20 protein-coding genes are annotated in these 22,442 nt (G+C 70.3%); 12 read left to right on the top strand and 8 right to left on the bottom strand.

Features of this window, described 5'->3' with window-relative positions:
• Positions 1-91 precede the first annotated feature (91 nt).
• From ACH4DX_RS19180 to ACH4DX_RS19160, 5 genes are all read left to right on the top strand, one after another.
• On the top strand, positions 92-1,126 hold the full coding sequence (locus ACH4DX_RS19180) for a zinc-binding dehydrogenase (RefSeq protein WP_398155970.1): 1,035 nt from the start codon (positions 92-94) through the stop codon (positions 1,124-1,126).
• A gap of 874 nt (positions 1,127-2,000) precedes the next feature.
• Positions 2,001-3,017, top strand: coding sequence for a hypothetical protein (locus ACH4DX_RS19175; RefSeq protein ID WP_398155969.1), 1,017 nt, complete (start codon positions 2,001-2,003; stop codon positions 3,015-3,017).
• A 103-nt stretch (positions 3,018-3,120) separates the two neighbouring features.
• Entirely contained in the window at positions 3,121-4,644 is a 1,524-nt protein-coding gene (locus ACH4DX_RS19170) for an amino acid permease (protein ID WP_398155968.1), read from the top strand.
• Positions 4,645-4,735: 91 nt separating this feature from the next.
• Positions 4,736-5,536 (top strand): GNAT family N-acetyltransferase, encoded by an 801-nt coding sequence (locus ACH4DX_RS19165; RefSeq protein ID WP_398155967.1) that lies wholly within the window; start codon positions 4,736-4,738, stop codon positions 5,534-5,536.
• A gap of 112 nt (positions 5,537-5,648) precedes the next feature.
• Positions 5,649-6,281, top strand: a complete 633-nt coding sequence (locus tag ACH4DX_RS19160; protein WP_398155966.1) for a hypothetical protein — start codon at positions 5,649-5,651, stop codon at positions 6,279-6,281.
• 895 nt (positions 6,282-7,176) lie between these two features.
• Here ACH4DX_RS19160 and ACH4DX_RS19155 read toward each other — a convergent pair.
• Positions 7,177-7,602, bottom strand: coding sequence for a Rid family hydrolase (locus ACH4DX_RS19155; RefSeq protein WP_398155965.1), 426 nt, complete (start codon positions 7,600-7,602; stop codon positions 7,177-7,179).
• A gap of 149 nt (positions 7,603-7,751) precedes the next feature.
• On the opposite strand from ACH4DX_RS19155, the gene ACH4DX_RS19150 reads away from it, so the two are divergent.
• Entirely contained in the window at positions 7,752-8,312 is a 561-nt protein-coding gene (locus ACH4DX_RS19150) for a MarR family winged helix-turn-helix transcriptional regulator (RefSeq protein ID WP_398155964.1), read from the top strand.
• 37 nt (positions 8,313-8,349) lie between these two features.
• Here ACH4DX_RS19150 and ACH4DX_RS19145 read toward each other — a convergent pair whose 3' ends face one another.
• Positions 8,350-10,491 carry a glycosyltransferase family 4 protein gene (locus ACH4DX_RS19145; protein ID WP_398155963.1) on the bottom strand — a complete coding sequence of 714 codons (2,142 nt, stop codon included), beginning with the start codon at positions 10,489-10,491 and terminating at the stop codon, positions 8,350-8,352.
• A gap of 722 nt (positions 10,492-11,213) precedes the next feature.
• Between ACH4DX_RS19145 and ACH4DX_RS19140 the strand changes: the two genes are divergently transcribed.
• On the top strand, positions 11,214-11,951 hold the full coding sequence (locus tag ACH4DX_RS19140) for a phosphotransferase family protein (RefSeq protein WP_398155962.1): 738 nt from the start codon (positions 11,214-11,216) through the stop codon (positions 11,949-11,951).
• A gap of 83 nt (positions 11,952-12,034) precedes the next feature.
• On the opposite strand, the gene ACH4DX_RS19135 is transcribed toward ACH4DX_RS19140, so the two are convergent.
• Positions 12,035-12,430 carry a MerR family transcriptional regulator gene (locus ACH4DX_RS19135; RefSeq protein ID WP_398155961.1) on the bottom strand — a complete coding sequence of 132 codons (396 nt, stop codon included), beginning with the start codon at positions 12,428-12,430 and terminating at the stop codon, positions 12,035-12,037.
• 128 nt (positions 12,431-12,558) lie between these two features.
• Here ACH4DX_RS19135 and ACH4DX_RS19130 point away from each other — a divergent pair, with 128 nt between their 5' ends.
• Both ACH4DX_RS19130 and ACH4DX_RS19125 read left to right on the top strand, forming a co-directional pair.
• A complete protein-coding gene (locus tag ACH4DX_RS19130) occupies positions 12,559-13,632 on the top strand; it encodes an alkene reductase (protein WP_398155960.1) in 1,074 nt (357 codons plus the stop codon).
• A 200-nt stretch (positions 13,633-13,832) separates the two neighbouring features.
• Positions 13,833-14,399, top strand: a complete 567-nt coding sequence (locus ACH4DX_RS19125) for a DinB family protein (RefSeq protein WP_398123642.1) — start codon at positions 13,833-13,835, stop codon at positions 14,397-14,399.
• A gap of 76 nt (positions 14,400-14,475) precedes the next feature.
• Here ACH4DX_RS19125 and ACH4DX_RS19120 read toward each other — a convergent pair whose 3' ends face one another.
• Positions 14,476-15,348 (bottom strand): sigma-70 family RNA polymerase sigma factor, encoded by an 873-nt coding sequence (locus ACH4DX_RS19120; RefSeq protein ID WP_398123641.1) that lies wholly within the window; start codon positions 15,346-15,348, stop codon positions 14,476-14,478.
• A 128-nt stretch (positions 15,349-15,476) separates the two neighbouring features.
• On the opposite strand from ACH4DX_RS19120, the gene ACH4DX_RS19115 reads away from it, so the two are divergent.
• A complete protein-coding gene (locus ACH4DX_RS19115) occupies positions 15,477-15,890 on the top strand; it encodes a VOC family protein (RefSeq protein ID WP_398155959.1) in 414 nt (137 codons plus the stop codon).
• Between the two features lie 34 nt (positions 15,891-15,924).
• Here ACH4DX_RS19115 and ACH4DX_RS19110 read toward each other — a convergent pair whose 3' ends face one another.
• A complete protein-coding gene (locus ACH4DX_RS19110; protein ID WP_398123639.1) occupies positions 15,925-16,266 on the bottom strand; it encodes a hypothetical protein in 342 nt (113 codons plus the stop codon).
• A 188-nt stretch (positions 16,267-16,454) separates the two neighbouring features.
• Here ACH4DX_RS19110 and ACH4DX_RS19105 point away from each other — a divergent pair, with 188 nt between their 5' ends.
• Complete coding sequence (locus tag ACH4DX_RS19105; protein ID WP_398155958.1) at positions 16,455-17,321, top strand: GNAT family N-acetyltransferase; 867 nt, start codon at positions 16,455-16,457, stop codon at positions 17,319-17,321.
• A 192-nt stretch (positions 17,322-17,513) separates the two neighbouring features.
• On the opposite strand, the gene ACH4DX_RS19100 is transcribed toward ACH4DX_RS19105, so the two are convergent.
• A complete protein-coding gene (locus ACH4DX_RS19100; RefSeq protein ID WP_398123637.1) occupies positions 17,514-18,347 on the bottom strand; it encodes a PIG-L family deacetylase in 834 nt (277 codons plus the stop codon).
• Positions 18,348-18,655: 308 nt separating this feature from the next.
• On the opposite strand from ACH4DX_RS19100, the gene ACH4DX_RS19095 reads away from it, so the two are divergent.
• Positions 18,656-18,949: a hypothetical protein gene (locus ACH4DX_RS19095; RefSeq protein WP_398155957.1), complete on the top strand. Its 294-nt coding sequence runs from the start codon at positions 18,656-18,658 to the stop codon at positions 18,947-18,949.
• A 213-nt stretch (positions 18,950-19,162) separates the two neighbouring features.
• Here ACH4DX_RS19095 and ACH4DX_RS19090 read toward each other — a convergent pair whose 3' ends face one another.
• Together ACH4DX_RS19090 and ACH4DX_RS19085 are read right to left on the bottom strand one after the other, a co-directional pair.
• Entirely contained in the window at positions 19,163-21,577 is a 2,415-nt protein-coding gene (locus ACH4DX_RS19090; RefSeq protein ID WP_398155956.1) for an Orn/Lys/Arg decarboxylase N-terminal domain-containing protein, read from the bottom strand.
• A gap of 166 nt (positions 21,578-21,743) precedes the next feature.
• Positions 21,744-22,094, bottom strand: a complete 351-nt coding sequence (locus ACH4DX_RS19085) for a PRC-barrel domain-containing protein (protein WP_398155955.1) — start codon at positions 22,092-22,094, stop codon at positions 21,744-21,746.
• Positions 22,095-22,442 lie beyond the last annotated feature (348 nt).

Here is a 22,442-nt window from a genome sequence, read left to right as displayed (position 1 = left end):
AAGGCCCGCGCTCGTTCCTTCCCCCGCCCCAGGGACCGACAGGGAACACCGAGAGCAGGCGCGGGAGTAGCGACGGAGGAGATGACACGACATGCGAGCGATCGTGATGCACGGTGCCGGTGACGTACGCGTCGAGGAGGTGCCCGACCCGAGGATCCAGCATCCGGGCGACGCGGTGGTGCGGGTGCTGCGCGCGAGTGTCTGCGGCAGCGATCTGTGGCCGTACCGCTCCATGCCGGTCTCCGAGGAAGGCACGCGCATGGGCCACGAGTTCCTCGGCGTCGTCGAGGAGACCGGGGCCGAGGCCGACGGACTGCGCCGAGGGGACCTGGTGGTCGCGCCCTTCGTCTGGTGCGACAACACCTGCGACTTCTGCCAGGAAGGACTACAGACCTCCTGCCGTCACGGCGGCCTGTGGGCCGCGGACGGCGTCGACGGCGGCCAGGGCGAAGCCGTGCGGGTGCCGCAGGCACGGGGCACACTCGTCAAGCTGCCGCCGGGCGCGGACACCGCGCTGCTGCCCTCCCTGCTGACCCTCACCGACGTCTTCCCCACCGGTCACCACTGCGCGGTGACCGCGGGCGTGAGCCCCCGTACGACGGTGACCGTCATCGGTGACGGAGCGGTCGGTCTCTGCGCGGTGCTTGCCGCGAGGCGGCTCGGCGCGGAGCGTGTCGTCCTCATGGGGCGCCACCTTGGCCGCACGGGCCTCGGCCGCACCTTCGGCGCCACCGACGTGGTCGCCGAACGCGGCGCGGAAGGCGTCGAGCGGGTCCGCGAGTTGACCGGCGGCGACGGCACTCACACGGTGCTGGAGTGCGTCGGCCTCACCGAGGCCGTCGACACGGCCCTCGCCGTCGTCCGCGACGGCGGAGTGGTCAGCCGCGTCGGTGTACCCCAGTACGCGCAGGTGGCGTCGGGCGCCCGCGACTTCTTCCGGAACATCACCCTCACCGGCGGTGTCGCCCCTGTCCGTGCCTACATCGACGAACTGCTCCCCGACGTCCTGGAGGGCCGCGTCGAGCCCGGCACGGTCTTCGACCACACCACCGGCCTCGACGGGACACCCGGAGGCTACCGCGCGATGGCCGACCGCGAGGCCCTGAAGGTCCTCGTCGCTCCGTGACCCCCGTTCGTGAGCCGGACAAGCCCTCCGCCTCGCCCGCTCCTCCCACACCCCCTCGCGATTCCGCCACGATGTCACGTGATCACAGAAAGTGACCACCGCACCGAACTGGCCGAATGATCCAGCGTCTCGGAAGCCGTCACCGCAGTACCGGTGCACGCCGGAACACAGAGGTCCCGTACGACCCTGCACACCCTCGGCACACCGCAACGTGCACAACTCGACCACCGCAGAAGGGGCGTTACGGTGATGTATCGCCGGGCGATGGTGCGGCGTCGCCGCCCCGAGGAGGACCGCCGCAGGGCATCCCGCCAACTCGACGGCGCCGACGCACGATCTCGCCGCCCGACCCCGCGGCCCTCACCCGTGCCGAGGAATCGCGGTCCGGCCAGCCCGAGCGGATCCGGCGCCGCCGCGGCGCGCCGTCCGAGTGCTGTGCCCGAGGGGTCCGGTCACGGATGGCGACGCTCGCCCGCCGCATGGCCGAAACCCACGCCCGAGCAACGGGACAATCTTGGGATTCTCTGGTCATGCGCCTCTCCAGGCACTTAAGTACCTGTCAGGCATTCGCACTAGCCAAGGGCGACGGCCGCAGCCGGATGCTGCACCGGCGGTCGTCTCCGACCTGCCCGTCAGCCCGTGCAGCTGTCCTTGGCACGACCGTGCCACCCTGTCCCATCTGTTCGAGGGGTCCTCCACCTATGGCCGCCAGCGCACACCGTTCGGTGTCGTGCTCAGTGAAGGCGCCCAGGGCGTCAAGACGCCGCGCGCGGAAGGGTCGGCCCTTCGGCGTGAGCCTCCGCGGCCTGCCGCGCCGTACCGTGCGCCGCCGGGTGCGTTCCGCCCCGTGCCCGACCGGCCGAAGGGGGCACTGATGGCGGGTGCGAGCCCCGCAGGCCGGGACAGGGACCTCTATGCGGCCGTGCAGGACATCCAGGCGGGTTACTGGATGCAGATGCGTCAGGTCCTGGCACGGACCGAGAGCTGGCCGCAGTGGACGTCCCGCACCCAGGTCCTCGGCGTCGCCGCCGCGCAGACCAACGTCGTGGAGCTGTGGCTGAAGGAGGAACCGGGGAGCCTCGCCGCCCGGGTGATGTACGCCAGGGTCGCCACCGAGCGGGTCCTGCAAGCCCACCGCAGACACGGGACCCACGACACCCAGCACGCGCGGGACCTGGAGAAACTGGCGGACCGGGCCCGGCAGGCCTGCCACAGGGCGGCGGAGGACAACCCCCACGACTCGGTGCCCTGGCTCTGCCGCCTGGCCCTCGCCGAGACGGACACGACGGAACGCCACCCGGAGCATCACATGGCTCCGCCACCGCACGAGTACCTGCTGCCCCGCGGCCCGTGGGGGCTCCTCGGCGAAGTGCACCGCCGGGATCCGTTCAACCGCGAGGCGTGGCACCGCATGTCCCAGGCGCTCCAGGCCCGCCCGGGTCCCGCGGGCCGCCAGGCGGTCGCGGTGGACTTCGCCCGCTGGACGGTCTCCTTCGCTCCGTCCGACTCGCCGCTGCTCCTGCTGCCCCTCTACGCCCGGGTGCAGGAGCACCGCGAGCGCCGGGACAAGGGCGCCGAGGTCGCGCTGAACCTGCTGTGGACCAGAGAGGACACCACCCGCGCCATCACGCGAGCGTACGAGGGGTGGTTCCAGCAGTGCGATCCGGCTGCCAGTTCCCAGCAGGACCTCAACTACCTCGCCTACACCCTGACGAGGGGCGGCTTCCCCGGGTGGGCGACCGAAGTGTTCGACGCCATCGGCGACTTCGCCACGCCCGCCCCGTGGCAGTACGACGCCCGGTATCCCAAGGACCAGTGGCGGAAGGCATTCGAGGAGGACCGCGACGCCTGTCTGAGATCCCACCCGCGGCACACGGGGAAACACACCTGACTGCCGGCCCGGCCCCACGGGCGGGCGCCCAGGACGTCCCGCCGACGGCCCGGCAGCCACCCCGCCCGCACCCCTTCTTCCAGCTTCCCTGTGCGGAGAACCCATGACTTCGGCAAGAACACAACACCAGCGACCGATCCCCGCCAACGACGACGGGGAGGACGCACGCATCCTCCAGTCGCTGGGCTACACCCAGCAACTGCACCGCCGGATGGGGGCGTTCGGCAACTTCTCCGCGTCCCTCTCCGTCATCTCGATCATGTCGGGGACCTTGCTGCTGTTCGGCTACGGCCTGAACTCGGGCGGCCCCGCGGTGATCACCTGGGGGTGGCTCGCTGTCGGGCCGCTGGTGCTGTGCCTGGCCGCTGCTCTCGCGGAGATCACCTCCCGCTACCCCACCAGCGGCGGCCTGTACTACATGGCCCGTCAGCTCGGGGGCGAGCGCTGGAGCTGGTACACCGGCTGGCTCAACCTCCTGGGCCTGCTCGGCGGCATCGCCGCCCAGGACTACGGCATCGCGACCTTCACCGCCGCGTGGATGAACCTGCAATTCGGTTACACGCCGACCCCGGGCTCCCTGCTCGCCCTGTACGCGGTCATCCTCGCCCTGCACGCGGTCCTCAACCTCTTCGGCACCCGGCTCATGAACATCTTGACGTCCCTGAGCGCGTGGTGGCACCTGGCGGGAGCCGTCGTCATCATCGGCTCCCTGGCGCTCACGCCCTCCCACCACCAGTCGGCCGGTTTCGTCTTCACCGAGTTCACCAACAACACCGGCTGGAGCGCCCCGGTGTACGTGATCCTGCTGGGCATGCTCCTCCCGGTCTTCGCCCTGGCCGGCTACGACACCTCAGCCCATCTGAGCGAGGAGACCCACCACGCCTCCGTCGCCGCGGCCCGCGGGGTCTTCCGCTCGGTGGCGGTGTCCTGGATCGCCGGCGGCATCCTGCTGACCACGCTGCTCTTCGCCATCCAGGACTACACCACGACCTTGGACGGCCCGACCGGTGTACCCGTGGCGCAGATCCTCCTGGACGCGCTCGGCATGGCGGCGGCCAAGGCCCTGCTCCTTGTGATCATCGTGGCCCAGTTCCTGTGCGGCTACACCGTGACCGCCAGCGCCAGTCGGATGATCTACGCCTTCGCCCGGGACGGCGCCCTGCCCGGATCGGGGCTCTGGAAGAAGGTCAGCCGCACCGCCATCCCCGCCAACGCCGTCTGGCTCGCGGTCGCCGTGGCGTTCGTACTGGCGCTCCCGTCCCTGTACTCCTCCACGGCGTTCGCGGCGGTGACCGCCATCTCCGTCGTGGGGTTCACCTCGGCCTACGCCATCCCGGTGTTGCTGCGACTGCTCCACCGCGACCGGTTCACCCCGGGGCCCTGGCACCTGGGCCGCTGGAGCCGGCCGATCGGCTGGGTCGCGGTGGTGTGGGCGGCCGCCGTCACGGTGCTGTTCCTGCTGCCGCAGAGCAGCCCGGTCACCGCCAGCACCTTCAACTACACCCCCGTAGCCGTCGTGGTGGCCTTCCTCATAGCCGCCCTGTGGCGGCGCTTCGGGCGCGGCTCCTACCATGTGCCCCGCTCCAGCTCCCCCACCGAGGACAAGCAGTTCGAAGGCATCATCTGACGACGGCGGCACGGCGGGCCGCACGTACGCTTCCCGGCGGAGGGCGCCGGAACCGCCCGACCTCAACGACCCGACCATCCATGGGAGTACGGTGTCCGACCTCACGGCATCCATCGAATCGGCACAGCAGCTCGCCGTGGCCTGGCGTGCCCTGGTGCTCGACCGCGACGCGGACGCGGATGTGCGCGACCTCCCCGGCATCGCCGTCCGCTGGGCCGACTGCCGGTTCGCGTTCTACAACTGCGTCACCCTGACCGACACGGGGGCAGGGGCCGATCTCGTCGCACAGCGCCTGCGCGAGACAGCCGACATCATGCGCGGAAAGAAGCACCCGGGCTTCCTGTGGCTCTTCGAGGACCTCCTGGACGCCGAGGCTCGCGCCGCGCTGGCCACGGCGGCCGAGCGGGCAGGCCTGCAATACGCTTTCCCCGGGCGGGGCATGGCCGGAGACCTGCTGCCGATCCCCGACCCCGTCCACCCCGACCTGACGTTCGTACGCGTACGTACCGACGAGCACCTGCGGGCCTACGCTGACCTCCAGTCGCGCGCGTACGGGTTCCCCGTGGAGGAAGGCCGCGACGGCCTGGTCGGATCCGCGCACTGGAAGAGCGAGATGTACGCCTATCTGGGCATGCGGGGCGACGTCCCGGTGGCGTGCGCCGCTACGGTCGCGGTGCGGGGGTGCCTCTTCGTCGCCTTCGTGGCCACCGACCCGGAGTGGCAGCGCAGGGGCTACGGCGAGGCGGTCACGCGCAAGGCGCTGCACGAGGGGGCGCGTGCCACCGGGCTGACCCGCGCCACTTTGCACGCGACCGTCGCAGGGGCCCCCGTGTATCCGCGTATCGGGTTCAAGTCGAACTCACCGATCCACTTCTACTGCCTGAAGGAGTGAGACTCCGCTCGCCCCCGGCGTGCCGCCCGATCCCGGTGCGGTGGCAAGCGGGGGACTCGTCGAGCGCTGGAATCACCCGGGGGCCCGGTAGCGTTCATGGGGAAAACGGCATGTGAGCGACGCGGCGTTGGAGCTCTTCGACTGCTCCGGTCAGGCCTCTCACACGATCGAAGGGAACGCAGTGGGTCCCCATGAGAGCAACCTGCACGCCGACGGACTGACCCGGACAGCCGTTTCGGAGGCGACGGCCGGCCTGCCCCACAGCGCGTACGTCCAAGCTGTGGTCGAGGCACTGGAAGCCGCTCACCTCCGTGTTCGCGCCTGCCCCCGGGCCTGGGGGTGCCCGGACAAGGACTCGCACGGCTACCTCTACGCCGAGATCAGGGTCGATCCGTGCCCGGCGCACGACCGCGACGGCCCGTCCGCGCCGCCCAGCGGGGAGTGGCCCAACGGTCTGGATTTGATCTGGAGATGGCTGGCAGACGGCCCGGAGAGCGGGCCGCTGTGGCAGTGCAGCGAGCCCAACGACGACGGCAGCCTGGCGCGTGAGTACGCGCTGCCGGTCAGTGGCTGTGCCGCACCGGCCGCCGTCGCTCGCGCCGCACTCGAGATCGGCCGGAGCAGGCGATCCGGTCCGGGTACGGGCCGACGCTCCCTGCCCGACGGCACCGGCGACCTCATCGGCGGCTCCTGGGACCGGGCCGATGCGCTGACCGCCGCGTGCACGGAATGGTTCACCCGCTGAAACGCCCCCGGCCCGGGAGCCGACTGCAACGCCCGTCCGACCCGAACTCCCCACACCCCTGGGCCACATGCCTCTCGCTGAGCGTTTCGGACAGGAGGCGGGCTCTCGCCGAGCAGTGCCTCCGTTCCCCGCGTGGTGCAGCCTAGGTGACCGGGTCATCGAAAATTGGTTGGAGTAAGTCGCAGACATGGGCATCCGTGCCGCCGACTACCGGATAGGGCTCGCACCCGATCCGCTGTGCTGCTCCTGGGCACCGAGCGGGGGCAGAGTTCCGAGCCACGAAGCCTCGAAGCGGACCCGCGGAAGTCCGGCCGACTACTTCCCGCGCGGGAACGCGCACGCAATCAGTGTGGCATCGTCCGGGTCCTCGGTACGGCCGGGGCACGGCAGAGTTTCACTCGGGTCCGGCCATACCGAGGACCTCACCGGTGGACGGCTCGGCTCGCTCGCTGTACTGCCACTGCCCTGGAGATACAGCGTCAAGAGCCCGCCGGACAGCACGACGACGGCCCACACGGCGGCGATCAACCGCCGCCACGAACCTCGACGCATGCGCCACCCCCTGTTCGCGTATGCCGCGCATCAACCCAACTGTCCGGTACGGACGGCGTCGAGGCGGCGCGCTGGGGTCCGGCAGCGTTCCGTCCGAACTCAGCGCGTATCGACCAGCGGCTCGCCGCGCCGCCCGAAACCGCCGGGCACCCGACCCCGGCTCGGCTGCGCGCCCTGGTCGGGCAGGACGTGAGCCTCGCGCTCACCCGCTTGCGCCGGTGGGGACGGCTCCTCACCGCGCTCGCCGACCTGCCGAATTCGACCGCTACCCTGGCCGCAGCCACCGCGGGTTCCGCCGACCAGGCCCATCGTGTCCCCCGGTTCGCCCGCTGGATGTGCTGCTTCAGTTTCCAGAGCCGACGATGGCGGTGACGCGGATCTCCACCCGCATGGCGGGGAGGCCGAGGACCGTGACGCCGGTCTCGGTCCAGATCGGCGCGCGGCCGTCGAGGCGACGGCGGAACTGCTCGGCCATGACGGTGTTGTGGTCGTCGCCGATGGCGTCGTCTCCCGGTGCGACCTTGTGGTAGGAGTTGACGTGGATGACGTCCTTCCACGTCGCGCCGACCGTGGCGAGTGTGCGCTCCACGTTGTCGAAAGCAAGGACGATCTCGTCCGCCAGCGAGTCGGGGACGACCAGGTCGTCGTCCACTCCGGCCTGACCGGAGATCTCGACCCGGTCGCCGACGCGGACGGCCCCGCTGTAGCCGAGGGCCTCGTGCAGCTTCTCGCCGAAGCCCGGAGTGATGCCGAAGGTAACGGTGCTCATGATGCTCCCTGTTCCTGTCGATAGAGGCGCGCTTCCTCGCGTATGACTTCACGCGTAAAGTGAAGCTAGCACGCAATGACTTCAACCGTAAAGTGATGACAGGTGTCGCTGGAGAGGCGGGAAGATCCACGATGAGTAAGGGAGATCCCATGAGCGGGACAGGCGTACGCGCGGACGATACGGACGTTCACGTACGTGGGGACGATACGGGCGCACACGAGGGAGATACGGGCATACGTGAGGACGACGACGAGGAGCTGCGGTGGCTCGACGAGCAGGAGAAGGCGGCGTGGACGGGGATGATCTCCCTGGTCCTGCTGCTGCCCGGCAAGCTGGAGTCGCCGCTGCGGCAGGAGCACGGCCTCACCCTGTTCGAGTACCTCGTACTCAGCCACCTCTCCGAGGCCCCGCAGCGCAAGCTGCGGATGGGAGAACTCGCCTTCCTCGCCAGCGGATCGCTCTCCCGCCTGTCCAACGTCGTCAAACGCTGTGAACAGCGCGGCTGGGTCGTACGGACACCGGACCCGGCCGACGGCCGTTACACCCTCGCCGAACTCACCGACGCCGGCTTCGACACCGTGCACCTGGCGGCGCCCACCCACCTGCGCGCCGTACGCCGCGTCGTCCTCGACTCGCTCAGCACCGCCGACCAGAAGGCGCTCACGCGCATCGCGCAGAAACTCCGTATCGTCCCCGACGACTTCGGCTGAGAACCGTCCGCCGTCGGTGACGTGCGGCAAGGGGTGCTCACAGCGCGGTCACGGCCTGGAACGCTGCCTTCAGCGCGAGGTTGTTGTGCACCGTGAGGTAGGGCTGGGCCGTCAGGACGCCACCGGGGACCGTGTGCCGGGCGGTGGGGAAGGTGGTGACGCCTGGGTGTGTCGCGCTGTCGCCGGAGAGGCGGGCGGGCCGGATGGCGGGGCCCGGTGCGTCGTGCGGGGTGAGGTGGATGTCCCATACCGCGTTGCGCTTGCGGTGGTGCTCGGCCAGGCGGTGCAGGGGCAGGTCGGCGTGGAAGGCGCCGGTCCCGTCGGCGTGGCACGAGGTGTGGACGCAGAGGTCGTCGCTGCCGCGCAGGCGGGCCGTGAGCCGGTAGCGGTTGGAGCGGACGCCGACGCCGTGCAGGGTGCCTTCGAGCGCGATGCCGTCCGGGGTGGTGGCGACGGTGTGGATCTCGGCGTGCTCGGGACGGTGCCAGGCGCGCAGCGCGAGGTAGCCGTTCTTGGTGACGTACGGGATGACGCCGACTGAGCCCGCTCCGGACGGGTGCGGTAGGGGGGAGTCGAGGAGACGGCTGGTTTCCACCAGGCCGGCGTGGACGCGTCGGATGCGGCCGTCGGTGCCTTGCTGGAGGTGGACGTCCCAGCGGCCTTCTGTCAGCGGGGGGCCACTGCGCTGGAGGACCAGGTTCGCGGCGGGGGCGGCGTCGGCGGCTCTCTCGGGTGCGGAGCTGTGGCGGAAGGGGAGTCGCATCTCCGTATCGAGCGTCTCGTCGCCGCGGAGCCGCAGCACCAACTGCCAGGGCCCGCCCGGGAGATCGCGGGTCGGGGTGCGGAAGAGCAGCGAACCGTCCGGGGCGACGCGGCAGTCGACCGTGGTGGGGGGCAGGGACTTGCCGAGCCGGGCGGCGACACCGAGCCGTTCGGCGAGGACTCCCGCTCGCCGGCGCAGCGTCCGGGCGGTGTGCTCGGGGCGAGGGCGGGAGGGCGGCGGGGTGGTGCTTGCGGTGAGGCGCGGGCGCAGGTCGGCGAGGAGTGCCTCGTACTGGCGGGCGATGTGGTCGGGGAGGTAGCGGCGGGCGGAGTGGCGGGCCGCCTCGGCCATGCGGAGGCGTTCGGTGTCGTTCTCGATGAGGCGGCTCAGGGCGTCGGCGATATTGTCCTCGACCGACCCGCTGGTGGGGACGAGGACGCCGTCCACGCCGTCGTTGATGATCTCCCGGGGGCCGTAGTCGCAGTCGGTGGAGACGACCGGGACGCCCAGGAGCATCGCCTCGACGATGGTCATGCCGAACGACTCGGTGGAGCTGGAGACGGCGGCGATGGCTCCCTTGGCCCACTCGGTGTCGATGGGGGTGTGGGGGCCCATCAGCAGCACGCGGCCGTGCAGGCCGAGCTCGTCGACGCGACGGAGGAGCTTGGCGCGCTCCCGGCCGCGCCCGTAGATGCGCAGGGTCCAGTCGGGGTGCTGGGCGGCGACCTTGGCGAAGGCGGTGACGAGGCGGTCGTAGCGCTTGACGGGGATCAGGCGGCCCGCGGCGACGACGGTTCGGGAGGCGCCGGTGGCCGCCTCGGCGCGGGGCGCGGGGCAGCAGTTGGGGATGTGGGTGAGCCGGGTCGGGGCGTTCGGCAGGGCGGCCCGGTAGGCGTGTGCGTCGCCTTCGGAGACGGTCACGAAGGCGTCGAGCTTGGCGATGGCGGCGTCCTGGTCGCTGCGCAGCTTCTCGCGGTGGAAGGCGTGGGTGAGGTGTTCCTGGCCGATGCGCAGGTAGGAGCCGGTGCGAGCGCGGTCGGCGAGGAAGCAGACCAGGTAGGGGCGGGTGGCGATGACGGCGTCGCTGTCCGTGGAGTGCAGGAAGTCGGCGAGCCGCTGCTCGCCGAGCCGGCTCGGCGGTGTCTTGCTCGTGTACGGCGCGTCGTGCGGGCAGACCGTGCCGGGGAGCCGCTGGTCGCTGTCGTCACCGGCGTAGTGCCGGGAGGTGGGCCGCAGGTCCACGAGGTCGTGCACGCGCACGCGGGGGTCGACGGGCAGGCTCATGCGGTCCGCGGTGCGGTAGCAGGAGACGATCTCCACCTGATGGCGTTCGGCGAGGGCGCCGGCGAGGTTGGTCGTCGCACGGATCGTGCCACCGATTCCGTAAGCGTTGTAGAGCAGGAAGGTGATCTTCATCGTGTGCCTCGTGGTCGGCGGTGGTCAGGGGCTCTAAGTCATCAACGATCCGGGGCCGTGGTCGGGCTTTCGCCCACGCGCCCGAGGGTGTCGCAGTGGTCGGCGACGGAGTCCGATGCCTCGGCCCGAGCGGCGCATTCCGCGTACGCGGGCCCGTCACCGCCCCGGCTGAGGCCACGGCGCACGGGATTGTGGCCGCGGGAGTGTCGCGGCGGGACGAATGCGCGGAGCCACGCGCTCTGGGCAGCATGGAATGGTGTGCTTTCTCTTTTCGTGCGTGCTTGGCGTACGGGCGAGGGCACTGAACAGAGGTCACTTGTCTGGTGAACAAGATGGTGTTGTGGCCCCGTAGGTTGCCTGAGTGAGTTTCATCACGGTTCATCCCGCGTCCACTTGAGGGACGTGGTGCGCGCAACCGTGGCTTGATATGGCGGTTGACGCCGACCCTTCGAGACCGCGTCGGCTCTGTGCCCCGGACGGCTCACCACCTCGTAGGGTGACCGGCTCGGCGGGTGGTGACGGCGCGCGTGGCAGCTCGCGTCTCACCGGATGCCGGATGCCGGGTGAGCGCCCCTGGGCGTACTGCTCAAGCGCAGTACGCGCATGGGGTTGTACCGAACCCTGACCGTCGGCCTGGGGGAGACGGTGGACCGGGCTGGTGCGCGGCGCACGCGACAAAAACCCGGCGACGCCGACGATCACCCCAGGGATACTGATTGCCCATGGATGAGGTCGAAGTCATCGTCGCCCATTCCGAGCGCGCGACGCTGCGCGTCGGCGACGTGTTCCTGAAGGTGGACGCCGATCAGGCGCGCATCGACGTCGAGGTCGAGGCGATGGCCCTGGCGCCGGTCCCGACCCCGAAGGTCCTGTGGCGCGAGCCGCCGGTGCTCGCGATCGCCGCGGTTCCGGGGACGGTGCTCGGCCGCCTCGGTGAGCCGTCGACCGCCTCGCCGACGGCGTGGGCCGCGGCGGGTGCCGCCATCCGGAGGTTGCACGACGCGCCGTTGCCGCCCTGGCCGGGCCGGGGCCTCGACGAGTTGGCGGCGGAGCTCGAGAGCGAGTGCGAGTGGCTCGTGACGAACGGCGTCCTGCCCACCGACCTGGTCACCCGCAACCGCCGGATCGCCGAGGCCGTGCTCCGGCCGTGGACTCCGGTGTTCACGCACGGCGACCTTCAGATCGCGCACGTGTTCGTCGACGGCGACGAGGTCACGGGCATCATCGACTGGTCCGAGGCGGGCCGGGGTGATGCCCTGTTCGACCTCGCCACCTTGACGCTCGGACACGAGGAGCACCTCGGCGACGTCGTCGCGGGCTATGGCGCCGACGTCGACCTGGAGGTGATCCGCGCGTGGTGGTCGTTGCGAAGCCTGCTGGGGGTTCGGTGGCTGGTCGAGCACGGCTTCGACCCGTCCGCGCCGGGCTGCGAGGTCGACGTGCTGAGATCCCGGATGTGAGAATCCGTCAGGTCGACGTGCTGAGATCCCGGATGTGAGTACCCGTCACGCCGCCGTGCCAGGATCCAGGATGTGGCCGCGCCTCAGGCCAACGAAACAGCTGTCGCACCGCAGCTAATCCGGCGGGTGTCGCGGTAGGCCCGGCCCTCGGCCATGAGTGCGTCGAGTGCGTCGCGGGTGCGCCGCAACTCCTCGATGTGGTCGGAGAGCCGCTCCCGCTCCTGGAGCATGCGCTCCATCGCGATGTCGGAATGGTCGTCGCTGGGGGAGTCCACGCACGGCAGCAGTTCGACGATGGTGCGGCTGGACAGCCCCGCCGCGTACAGGCGCTGGACGAAGGCGACCCGCTCGATCTCGGCCTCGGTGTAGTGCCGCTGCCCACCGGCGCTGCGGGTGCTCCTGAGCAGCCCTTGCTCCTCGTAGTAGCGCAGCGAGCGGATGCTGGCTCCGGTCCGCGCCGAGAGTTCGCCGATCCGCATCTCGCACTCCTGTCCGTGACCTCGGTCACACGGCTTGCCTCTCACATTGATGTCAGGTTCTAGCGTACCTCTCGGGCCCTTCCGTGAGGGCCTCCCCACCAGTGCGGACCAGTGCGAGGAGTACCGGCATGACCACGTTGTTCGACCGCCACCGTCTCGGCGGTCTGGAGCTGCCCAACCGCGTCGTGATGGCCCCGATGACCCGGGGCAGGGCCGCGGCGGAGGGGCTCGCGACCCCCTCCATGGCGGTCTACTACGCCCAGCGGGCCACTGCCGGACTGATCGTCAGCGAGGGAGTGCAGCCGAGCCTGGTCGGCCAGTCCAACCCGGGCACGCCGGGCCTCTACACCGACGAGCAGGTGGCTTCCTGGCGGCCCGTCACCGACGCCGTGCACGTCAACGGCGGGCGCGTCTTCGCCCAGATCATGCACGGCGGCCGGGTCTCCCACCCCGACACCACCGGCCTGCGCCCGCTCGGCCCGTCCGCGGTCGCCGCCACGGGAACGGTGTTCACCCCGACCGGGCCGCAACCCGCCCCGGTACCCCGCGCCCTGGAGACCGCCGAGGTGCCCGAGCAGGCGCGTTCGTACGCCGACGCCGCCCGGCGCGCCGTCGATGCCGGCTTCGACGGTGTCGAACTGCACGGCGCCAACGGCTATCTGATCTCGCAGTTCCTGTCCTCCAACGCGAACCTGCGCACCGACTCCTACGGCGGCCCAGTGACCCACCGCATACGGTTCGCCGTCGAGGCCGTCGCCGCCACGGTGGAGGCCGTGGGCGCTGCCCGCACCGGGATCCGGCTTTCCCCCGGCGGCACGTTCTGGGGCGTGCAGGAGACGGAGATACCGGAGTTGTACGCGGCCCTGCTTACGGAGCTCGCCCGTTTCGACCTCGCCTATGTGCACCTGGAGGCGACCGCGGAGGAGGAGGTGCTGGTCGAACTGCGCCGCGCCTGGCCCGGCAACCTGATCGTCAACCCGGTGCTCCCCATGGGACCCAAGCAGACCGACCGGACCGCAGCCGACCACTGGCTCGGTCTGGGGGCGGACCTGGTCAGCTTCGGCCGTGCCTACATCGCCAACCCCGACCTCGTCGAACGCCTCCGCACCGGCCTGCCGATCGCACCCGCCGACGAAGCCACGTACTACGAGGGCGGCGACCTGGGCTACCTCACCTACGCGGCCCACCAGTACACCGCCTGAGGACCCCGCATCCCGCACGTACTTCCGCCTGCCGACGGCTGTGCGAAAGCCAGGGGGTCCGAGCGGACGTATGTGCTCGGGCCCCCCGGCCGGGAGTGCGGTCGGCCGTCATGGCACGCCCCGGGGAGATAGGGCGACGGAGCCGCCGTGCCACCGGATACTCGATTCCCAACACGCCCATGACGTGCGAGGGTCGGCGGGTGACTGCATCGAGTGACGAACCCACCCCTCGGTACGCCGTCGACCTGCTGCGTTGGCAATTCGACCTGACCTGGGCGCTGTTCGAGTACCACCTGGAGAGACTCCAGGCCGACGACTTCCTGTGGGAGCCCGCGGCGAACTGCTGGACGCTGCGCCGGGCCGACGACGGAACGTGGGTGCCCGACTGGGCGGAGAGCGAGCCCGACCCCGTTCCGGTGCCGACCATCGGCTGGTTGAGCTGGCACATCGGCTGGTGGTGGAGCGTGGCTGTCGACCACGCCCGCGGCAGAGCGCCTCGGGAGCGGAGCGACATTATGTGGCCCGGTGCGGGCGAGCCGACTGTCGCGTGGCTGCGAGGACTTCGTACGGAGTGGCTGGAGGCTTTGGACCGGTTCACGCGCGCCGACCTGGACGCCACCGCCCCCTTCCCGTGGCAGGACGACCCTCGCCACACGGTGGCGCACATGGTCGCCTGGGTGAACGCCGAGCTGATGAAGAACGCCGCGGAGATCGGCCAACTCCGCCTTCAGCGGGCCGCCGGCCGCGGGTCGACACACACGGGCTGACGGCAGGGTCACGCGGGCACGGCACGACGTACAGGAGGAAGGCAGGTCTGTCACACCGAAGGGCAGTCGGCGCCGGTCAACACCGCTTTTCCTCCTTGGCGGGCAGGAAGACGATGTCGAGGTCGTGGAGTCGGTCCGGGTCGGTGTCGACGGCGATGCGGGTGATCTTTCCGCCGTACGTGGTGAACGTGAGGAGGGCCTTGGGCCGGCCGCGGTGTGACCAGACGGCTGCCGGGACTCCGTCGACCAGGGCAAGTCGGGCGGCCTGAGCGCGTCCGGCGAAGAAGGCCGCCACCTCGTGGGCTCCACGGATCTCCACGGCCACGGCGTCCGGGTCGAGCAGCTCCAGGAGGGCGGTGAAGTCCCCGCCGCGGGCCGCGGCGAGGAAGGCCTCGACGATGTCCCGCTTGGGGGAGCGCGCGGCGTCGGACGCGTCGGCCGTTCCTCGCACGTGGCGCCGGGCACGGCTGGCGAGTTGCCTGGCCGCGGCGGGGGAGCGGTCGATGATGGCGCCGATCTCGGCGAACGACACGGCGAAGACGTCGTGCAGGACGAACGCGAGCCGCTCGGCGGGAGTCAGCGTATCCAGCACGACCGTCAGGGCCACACCGACCGAGTCGGCCAGCAGCGTCTCTTCCTCCGGGTCGGCCCGGCCGCCCAGCCGGGTGCTCGGGTACGGTGCTGCCGGCTCGGGCAGCAGTTCCCCGACCGGCTCCTCGCGCCGGGCCCTGCGTGCTTCGAGGATGTTCAGGCAGACCCGGGCGACGATGGTGGTCAGCCACCCGGCCGCGTTCTCCACCTGCTCGGTGTCGGCGCGGGTGACCCGCAGCCAGGCCTCCTGCACCGCGTCATCGGCCTCGGCGGCGGAGCCGAGCATCCGGTGGGCCACCGCGTGCAGGTGTTTCTGGTGCTCGGTAAATCGCTGGCTCAGCCAGTCCTGCTCGGCCATCTGTCACATTCCTTCGTTCGCTCCTGTCATAACGATTGACCGGCGAACCCGCGCCGATGTGACACCCAGGCCCTGACCGGGGCCCGGCAACCGCGGGCGCGTACCTCCGAAGTACCAGGAGAAACGACATGAAGGCGCACGTCAGCTCCCTCCTCCTCGCTGTCCGGGACATGGACCGGGCCAAGCAGTTCTACCTGGAGGGGCTCGGCTGGAAGGTCAAGAACGACTACGGCATCTCGGTGTTCTTCGAGTCGGACGGTGCCTCGCCCGTCGGCTTCTACGGCCGCGAGGGCCTGGCCGAGCAGGTGGGCACCGAGGCGGGCGGCAGCGGTTTCAGCGGGCTCGTTCTGACCTATGTCGTCCGCAGTGAGGCACGGGTCGACGAGGTCATGGCAGAGGCCCAGAAGGCGGGCGCCCAGATCCTCAAGCCGGCCGGTGCCCTGCCGTGGGGCGGGTACGGCGGTACGTTCGCCGACCCCGACGGCTACATCTGGAGTGTCGGCTACAGCGCCAAGGGAGCGGATCAGCCCTACGCGGAGTAGCGCGGCGCCGCCCCGCGTCGGCACGCACGCGGTGTCACCGCGGGGCGGGCCCGTCCTGCGAGGAGCCCTCCTCGTCCTGGTCCAATCGGGCCAGGTTGCTGTTCCAGCGTTGGCGTCGCTGGGGCAGCGTCTGCTCCCACCAGGGGGTGCCGCGTTCTCCCAGCCCCGTCTTCGCGAGTTGTACGCGGGCTCGAGCGGCCTTCCGTGCCTCTTCGTCGTCGCCCGCGGCGGCGACCGCCCTGCGCGCTGCCATGAGGTGGTGGGTGAGGCGTTTCTCCACGCCCTCGGGTACGCGGGGGTCGGTGGCCCGCCATCGTCTGCCCTTGATGATGATGAAGTGACCGTCTTCGGTGTACTGCATGTCTTGTGCCGCCACACATCCATCATGACCTGCTGTACGCGGTGCATTCCCGCAAGCAGTCGGCTCGTGGGCCCGGGGAGGAGGCCCGTGGCCCGTGCTCGTCACCTCGGAGATCCGGAAGCGCCTCGGGCGTGTCCTGGTGCTCTGCCCGGCTGAGGAAAAGCAGATGCGCCCGGTCGCCGCGATGCTGTGAGATGCCGGACATGACGATCGACCTGAACGAGCCCGGCGTCGACGGGTTGGCCGGGGCCGTGGAGGCCCTCCGCGTATGGCAGGACGACCGTACGCCGCTGCAACTCCATCCGGGGGACCTCGGCTGGGCCTGGACCCTCGGCGCGGAGCGGCTGGCCGCGGCCGTCCGCACCTGGAGCGTGGCCGGACGGATCATCGCCGTCGGATACCTGGACGGCCCTGACGTGCTGCGCCTGACGACCGCGCCGGACCTGCGACAGGACGGCACCCTGGCCCGCCGACTGCTGGCGGACCTCAACGACCCGGAGCGCGGGGTCCTGCCGCCCGGGAAAGTCGGCATCGAGGTCCCCGACGGCGCCCTGCTCCGCGAGGTCCTTCTGGCGGCGGGCTGGATTCCGGACGAGCCGTGGACGCCGCTGCGCCGTGACCTCGCCGCACCGGTGGAGGACTGCGGCCTGCGGGTCGAAGTAGCAGGGCCGGGGACGGCGGGGGTGCGGACCGCGGTGCACCGCTCGGCGTTCGGCAGCCCGAGGTTCACCGAGGAGATCTGGCACGTCCTCGCGGCCGGGCCCCTCTACGCCGACGCGCGCTGCCTGATCGGCTACGACGACCGGGACAACGCGGTGGCCGCGGCGACGGTCTGGTCGGCCGGGCCCGGCAAGCCCGGCCTCCTGGAGCCGGTGGGCGTGCACGCCGACCACCGCCGTCGCGGCTACGGGACGGCGATCGGCGTCGCCGCCGCGGCGGCGCTGCGCGCCCTGGGCGCATCGAGCGCACTCGTCAGCACCCCGAGCGCGAACGCCGCCGCCGTCGCCACCTACAGGGCAGCCGGATACGAGCCGTCGCCGGAACGGCTGGACGTCAGCCGAACCGCCTGAGACTGGTTCCGGGGCAGCGCGTGCACCGGCAGCTCACCCGAAATCGACTGACGACGGGCCACGGGCGACCGTTCCCCTTCCCGGTGACCGTTTCCCGATGGCAGCAGGCCCGGGGCTTTCCCGACGGGTCGGACGGGCGGGTCAGCGCAATCGGGTGCGGAGAGGGACAGCGCACCCGCGCGAAGAAATGGATCAGCGCAGTCCGGCGAAGAGATCGTTCTCGGGCACGGGCGCGCCCGTGGTGTCCTGGACGCGGACGAAGGTCTCCATGCCCATCAGTTCACCGAACCTCTCCTTGCCCATCTTGAGGAAGAAGATGTTCTCGCCCTGACTGGCGTGCGCGGCCAACGCGTCGAACTTCTGGTCGCTGAAGGCGCTGGTGTCCACCCACGTGGAGATCTCGTCGTCGGGAAGGCCGATCTCGGCTATCGCGGCGGCCTCGGCAGGATCCGGCTCCGGCATGTCCTCACCGAACTCGCGCATGATCTCGCCGAACCGCTGCATCCCCGAACGGGGCATCGTCGTCCAGTACACCTTCGGCGTCAGCGAAGTCATCTCCAGCGCTGCCATCGTGATGCGGTGGGCCTGGATGTGGTCGGGGTGGCCGTAGAAGCCGTTCTCGTCGTAGGTGACGACCACGTCGGGTCGGTAGTGCCGCATGAGTTCCGCGAGTCGGGCCGCGCCCTCCTGCACGGGGGTCTGCCAGAAGGACCCGGGGGCGTCGTTGCTCGGCCAACCGATCATCCCGGAGTCGGCATAGTCCAGCGTCTCCAGATCACTGATTTTCAGGACGCCACAGCTAGCCTCGAGTTCCCGACGGCGCATCGACGCGACGGCTGCCGGATCGTGCCCGGGATCGCCCGGCTTGACGCCGCCCGGCCCGTCACCGCAACCGCCGTCGGTACACGTCACCAGGACCGTGCGGATGCCTTCCGCCGCGTACCGAGCGAGGACTCCTCCGGTACCGGTGGCCTCGTCGTCGGGGTGGGCGTGTACTGCCATGAGTGTCAAGGGCCGGTCAGTCATGAAACAGTCCTCCTGCAAGGATACGTCTTCGTCTTCGTCCAAGTGGCGCGGTGGCGCACCGCGGTCCTGGGGTCCGGATCCCGGTGGGGCGGACGACCGTGTGGTCTCCGTGTTCCCCGCCCGTGCGACGCCGGCCCCTCGGTCGGTGCAACCGTGCCGACCAGGCCGGTTGTTCCCGGCGCGCGGGGCCGCTCGGCCTTCTGTTGCACCTGCCGTAGCGGCATGTGGTGTGGTCGACGTACCCCGTACGAAAGGTTCTGCCTGCGATGTCGCCGCAGCTACGGTTACGAAGACATAATCCGCCTGCTGTGGATCCGCAAGGTGGCAGCGGCGGGCATCAGGACCGTCTCGACGCGGCCGAGGCCGCCCTCGACGACGGCGTCCACCCCGAGGAGCCGCGCGTCGAAGAGGCAGCTGGGTTGGACACAGCCGAGGAGGAGCTCTTCGAAACCTACGACGCTGACCGCGAGGGGGAGGAGGACACGCAGATGAGCGTCTACGAAGCAGTCACCAAGATGCCCTACGACTTCTCTGCCGCCCGGATGCGCTGCGTGGAGCGCACGGGGCAACTCGTCGCAGACGCCTACTCCGAGTATCAGTGATCGCCAGTGCGTGGCACCGATCTCGGCCGAGGGCAGCGTGTCGCGTCGGCGGTTGTCCCGACTGTCAGACAGCCAGACAGTCGGCGTTCACCACCGACCGAGCTGGCCATGTCCGCAGGGCGGTGAACCGGTGATTCTCTAGGCGAAGCGGACGAGGCGGACGAGCCACGGGGAGACTCACGAGACCATTCACGGAGGCGGCTCCGCCACTGTTCACGGAGACGGCTCACGGGCCTCCGGGCCGCGTCGCTGTGCCGGTGTCGAGGCGGCACTGGCGCTGGTGTCACCCGGCTTGGTCGAGGTCTGGGGGAGGAGGCACTCGATCAGGTAGTCGCCGGTGCCGGGGTCGAGCGTCACGCCGTGGGTCTCGCTGCGGAAGCCGGGGAAGTGCCGGTCGAAGGTCTCCAGTGCGGTGAGGTAGCGCAGCAGGGCCCCGTCCTGCGGGCCGACGCTCTCGCCCGGCATGAGTACCGGGATTCCGGGCGGAGTGACGGTGACCATGGCGGCCGCGACTCGGCCCGCCGCTTCGGCGAGGCGGACTCGTTCGGTGCCGCCGCGAATGAGGCGCTGATAACACTGTTGCGGTGGGGCGACGGGGTCGGGAAGCTGCTGGAAGGCGTCGTCCAGGAGGGCGACGAGGCGGGCGGATCGCAGATGGTCGTGCATCTCCTGGCACAGCTCGCGCAGTGTACGGCCCGCGTAACGGCTGCTGTGCTCGCCGACCAGGGTGGGCAGCACGCGGTCGAGCGGGGCGTCCTCGTCGTAGAGGGCCTTGAAGTCCATCAACGCGTCGAGCAGCGTGCCCCATTTGCCCTTGGTGATGCCCATGGAGAACAGCACCAGGGTGGTGTAGCTGTCGGTCTTCTCCACGACGATGTTGCGGCCGGCCAGATAGGCGGTGAGGACACGGGCGGGGATGCCCCAGTCGTCCATGTGCCCGGAGGCGTCGATACCCGGGCATGTCAGGGTGACCTTGATGGGGTCGAGCATGCAGTAGCCGTCGGTCAGGCCGGGGAAGCCGTGCCAGTCCGCGCCGGGTTCCAGGTGCCAGCACGAGGGTTCGGTGCGCAACAGCTCGGCCGGGGCCTCGTCGAAGGGCACTCGGGTGCCATTGGCCGGGTCCGTCACCACTGCGGGCTGCCACACACCGAAGAACCAGGGCGGCCGGTCCCCGGCGTCGTAGATCCGCCGGCCGATGCGCACCATCTCCTGGCGGAAGCGGACCGCCTCCGTCATCGCTTCGTCGATCAGACAGTGACCTTGCGCGCCGTCCATCATCGCGGTGGCGACGTCCAGGGAGGCGATCATCGGATACAGCGGTGACGTCGTGCCGTGCATCATCAACGCCTCGTTGAAACGGTCGTGCTCCACCGGGGCCCTGGGCGCGGGCCTGACGTGCACCATGGCGCTCTGCGACAGCGCCGCAAGGAGTTTGTGCGTGGACTGGGTGGCGAAGACGGTGGGCCGCTCCGGCCCGGGCATCGTGTGGTGGTCCACCGACATGCCGTAGCGTCCGGCGTACAGCGGATGGAAGCGGGCGTAGGCGAACCACGCCTCGTCGAAGTGCAGCCGGGGAGTGCTGGCGGCGAAGGACCTGGCCGCCGCGACGGCGTCGTAACACAAGCCGTCATAGGTGGAGTTGGTGAACACCGCGTACTGGCAGTCGGCTGCCTGGAGGCCCCTGGCCAGCGGATTGGCGGCGATCCGCGATGCCACGGAGTTCGCTGTGATCTCAGCCGGCGGCAGTGGCCCCGCGAGGCCGAAGCCGTTGCGTGTGGGGACCAGGAACACCGGTCGGGCACCGGAGACCACGAGGCCGTGCAGCACGGACTTGTGACAGTTGCGGTCCACCAGCGCCACCTCGTCGCGCGTGACGCTGAAGTGACCGACGAGCCGGTTGCACGTGGAGTCACCGTGCAACACGAAGTACGTGGACTCGGATCCGAACACCCGGGCCGCGTTGCGCTCGGCCTCACCGATCGGCCCGGTGTGCTCGAACAGGGACCCGAGTTCCTCGACCGAGATCGACAGGTCGCTGCGCAGGAGGCGTTCGCCGAAGTAGTCGTGGAAGGCCCGCCCCACCGGTGACTTCAGGAAAGCCACGCCACCGGAGTGCGCGGGGGTGTGCCAGGAGTACTCGTGTGCGTCGTCGAAGCGACGCATCGCCTTGAAGAACGGTGGGAGAAGCGCTTCTTGATACGCGCGCGCGGCGGTGGTGACACGTCCGGCGATGAATCTCGGGGTGTCCTCCAGTGGCCATACGTACCCGACCACGGCCTGTGAGACCCACAGAGGCAGCTCCCGCAGGCCGTCGTCGGACATCACGAGGAACACCGGCAGGTCCGTGAAACGACGGCCGATGCGGCGCAGCACCGCCGCGCCGCCGGGTTCGTCCTCCGCGCCGTGCCCGCTCGCACCACGGCCGACCGGGAGGTCCCACGCCACGAGGGCGGCGGCGAGTCCCGCCTCGGTGTGCAGCACCGCCTCGGCGTCCCGGGCGCTGACCACCCAGCGGACGCTGTGCCCCTGGGACTCGATCTCGTCCCTGATCCTGACAAGCTGGTCCACGCCTGCGCTGTCGTCCCGCGCGTGCTCCGGCACAGCGACAAGAACAATCCGGTCGGGCATACCGCCCCCCATTCCCGGGCGCCCGGTGCAGCCCCACCCAGTGTCTGCGGGGCAGGATGAAGCGGGTCGGCGGGTGTGACGAAACCACCCTGAGGGGGGAACAGCTGGCCCTCTGTTTGATCTGCCGCCCACGCACCGTTCGGACGACAGATGAGGGAGGCGGGCGTCAGACGCGACCGTCGCCGTAGTAGCCGCCGATCTGGTCGTGATAGCCGGCGTCTCCGATGTGCTTGTCCTTGTCGAACTCGGGAGCGTCCTTGATCTGGGCCTTCGTGCGGTCGATGTGGATCGTCCGGTTCTCCGTGTCGATCCGGCGCACCGTGCCCGCGGGAATCAGGACGTGCTTACCGAAGATCCACACTCCGGTGTCGACGACGAGGTAGGCGGAACCGACCTCGTCGGAGTGCTTGTCGACCTTGCCGATGCCGCCGTCGGTGGCTTCGACCTTGTACCCGATCAGGTCGACGCCCGTGCTGTAGCCGCTCGACGGCTGATATCCCCATATGTGCTCGTTCACGTTCGGCTCCTTACGTAGGCGATGTACGGACAGGAGCGCTGCGTTCCGGTGCCGGCGCTCCCTGCACCTGCGGATGCCCTCAACCCTGCCGGTAACGCAGAAGACCAAGAAAGGAGTCATACGGACGCCCGACGAGCCGCCGGCGACAGTTCGGCCGCGCGAGCCCGATTCGGCCTGCGGATGCATGGGTGCCGGATCGCAGGGCACTTGATGGTGGCACGGCAGGAATCCAGCGGCCACCGGTCATGGTCGGCTGGCAAGCCATCCGGTTCGGGTACGAAACGGATAAGAACAGGGTGGTGCGGGGCTGGCGACGCCAGGACCGCGAACACCGAAGAGTCGTTAGGT

This window comes from Streptomyces sp. NPDC017940, from assembly GCF_044328435.1.
Classification (GTDB): Bacteria; Actinomycetota; Actinomycetes; order Streptomycetales; family Streptomycetaceae; genus Streptomyces.
This window is presented reverse-complemented; position numbering and strand designations above follow the sequence as displayed.

What these genes read in the sequence shown, in the direction of transcription:
- ACH4DX_RS19145 (WP_398155963.1), bottom strand. Translation starts at nt 10,491, where the DNA reads ATGAAGATCACCTTCCTGCTCTACAACGCTTACGGAATCGGTGGCACG.
- ACH4DX_RS19175 (WP_398155969.1), top strand. Translation starts at nt 2,001, where the DNA reads ATGGCGGGTGCGAGCCCCGCAGGCCGGGACAGGGACCTCTATGCGGCC.
- ACH4DX_RS19140 (WP_398155962.1), top strand. Translation starts at nt 11,214, where the DNA reads ATGGATGAGGTCGAAGTCATCGTCGCCCATTCCGAGCGCGCGACGCTG.
- ACH4DX_RS19090 (WP_398155956.1), bottom strand. Translation starts at nt 21,577, where the DNA reads ATGCCCGACCGGATTGTTCTTGTCGCTGTGCCGGAGCACGCGCGGGAC.
- ACH4DX_RS19115 (WP_398155959.1), top strand. Translation starts at nt 15,477, where the DNA reads ATGAAGGCGCACGTCAGCTCCCTCCTCCTCGCTGTCCGGGACATGGAC.
- ACH4DX_RS19130 (WP_398155960.1), top strand. Translation starts at nt 12,559, where the DNA reads ATGACCACGTTGTTCGACCGCCACCGTCTCGGCGGTCTGGAGCTGCCC.
- ACH4DX_RS19155 (WP_398155965.1), bottom strand. Translation starts at nt 7,602, where the DNA reads ATGAGCACCGTTACCTTCGGCATCACTCCGGGCTTCGGCGAGAAGCTG.
- ACH4DX_RS19180 (WP_398155970.1), top strand. Translation starts at nt 92, where the DNA reads ATGCGAGCGATCGTGATGCACGGTGCCGGTGACGTACGCGTCGAGGAG.
- ACH4DX_RS19120 (WP_398123641.1), bottom strand. Translation starts at nt 15,348, where the DNA reads ATGGCCGAGCAGGACTGGCTGAGCCAGCGATTTACCGAGCACCAGAAA.
- ACH4DX_RS19105 (WP_398155958.1), top strand. Translation starts at nt 16,455, where the DNA reads ATGACGATCGACCTGAACGAGCCCGGCGTCGACGGGTTGGCCGGGGCC.
- ACH4DX_RS19135 (WP_398155961.1), bottom strand. Translation starts at nt 12,430, where the DNA reads ATGCGGATCGGCGAACTCTCGGCGCGGACCGGAGCCAGCATCCGCTCG.
- ACH4DX_RS19170 (WP_398155968.1), top strand. Translation starts at nt 3,121, where the DNA reads ATGACTTCGGCAAGAACACAACACCAGCGACCGATCCCCGCCAACGAC.
- ACH4DX_RS19100 (WP_398123637.1), bottom strand. Translation starts at nt 18,347, where the DNA reads ATGACTGACCGGCCCTTGACACTCATGGCAGTACACGCCCACCCCGAC.
- ACH4DX_RS19150 (WP_398155964.1), top strand. Translation starts at nt 7,752, where the DNA reads ATGAGCGGGACAGGCGTACGCGCGGACGATACGGACGTTCACGTACGT.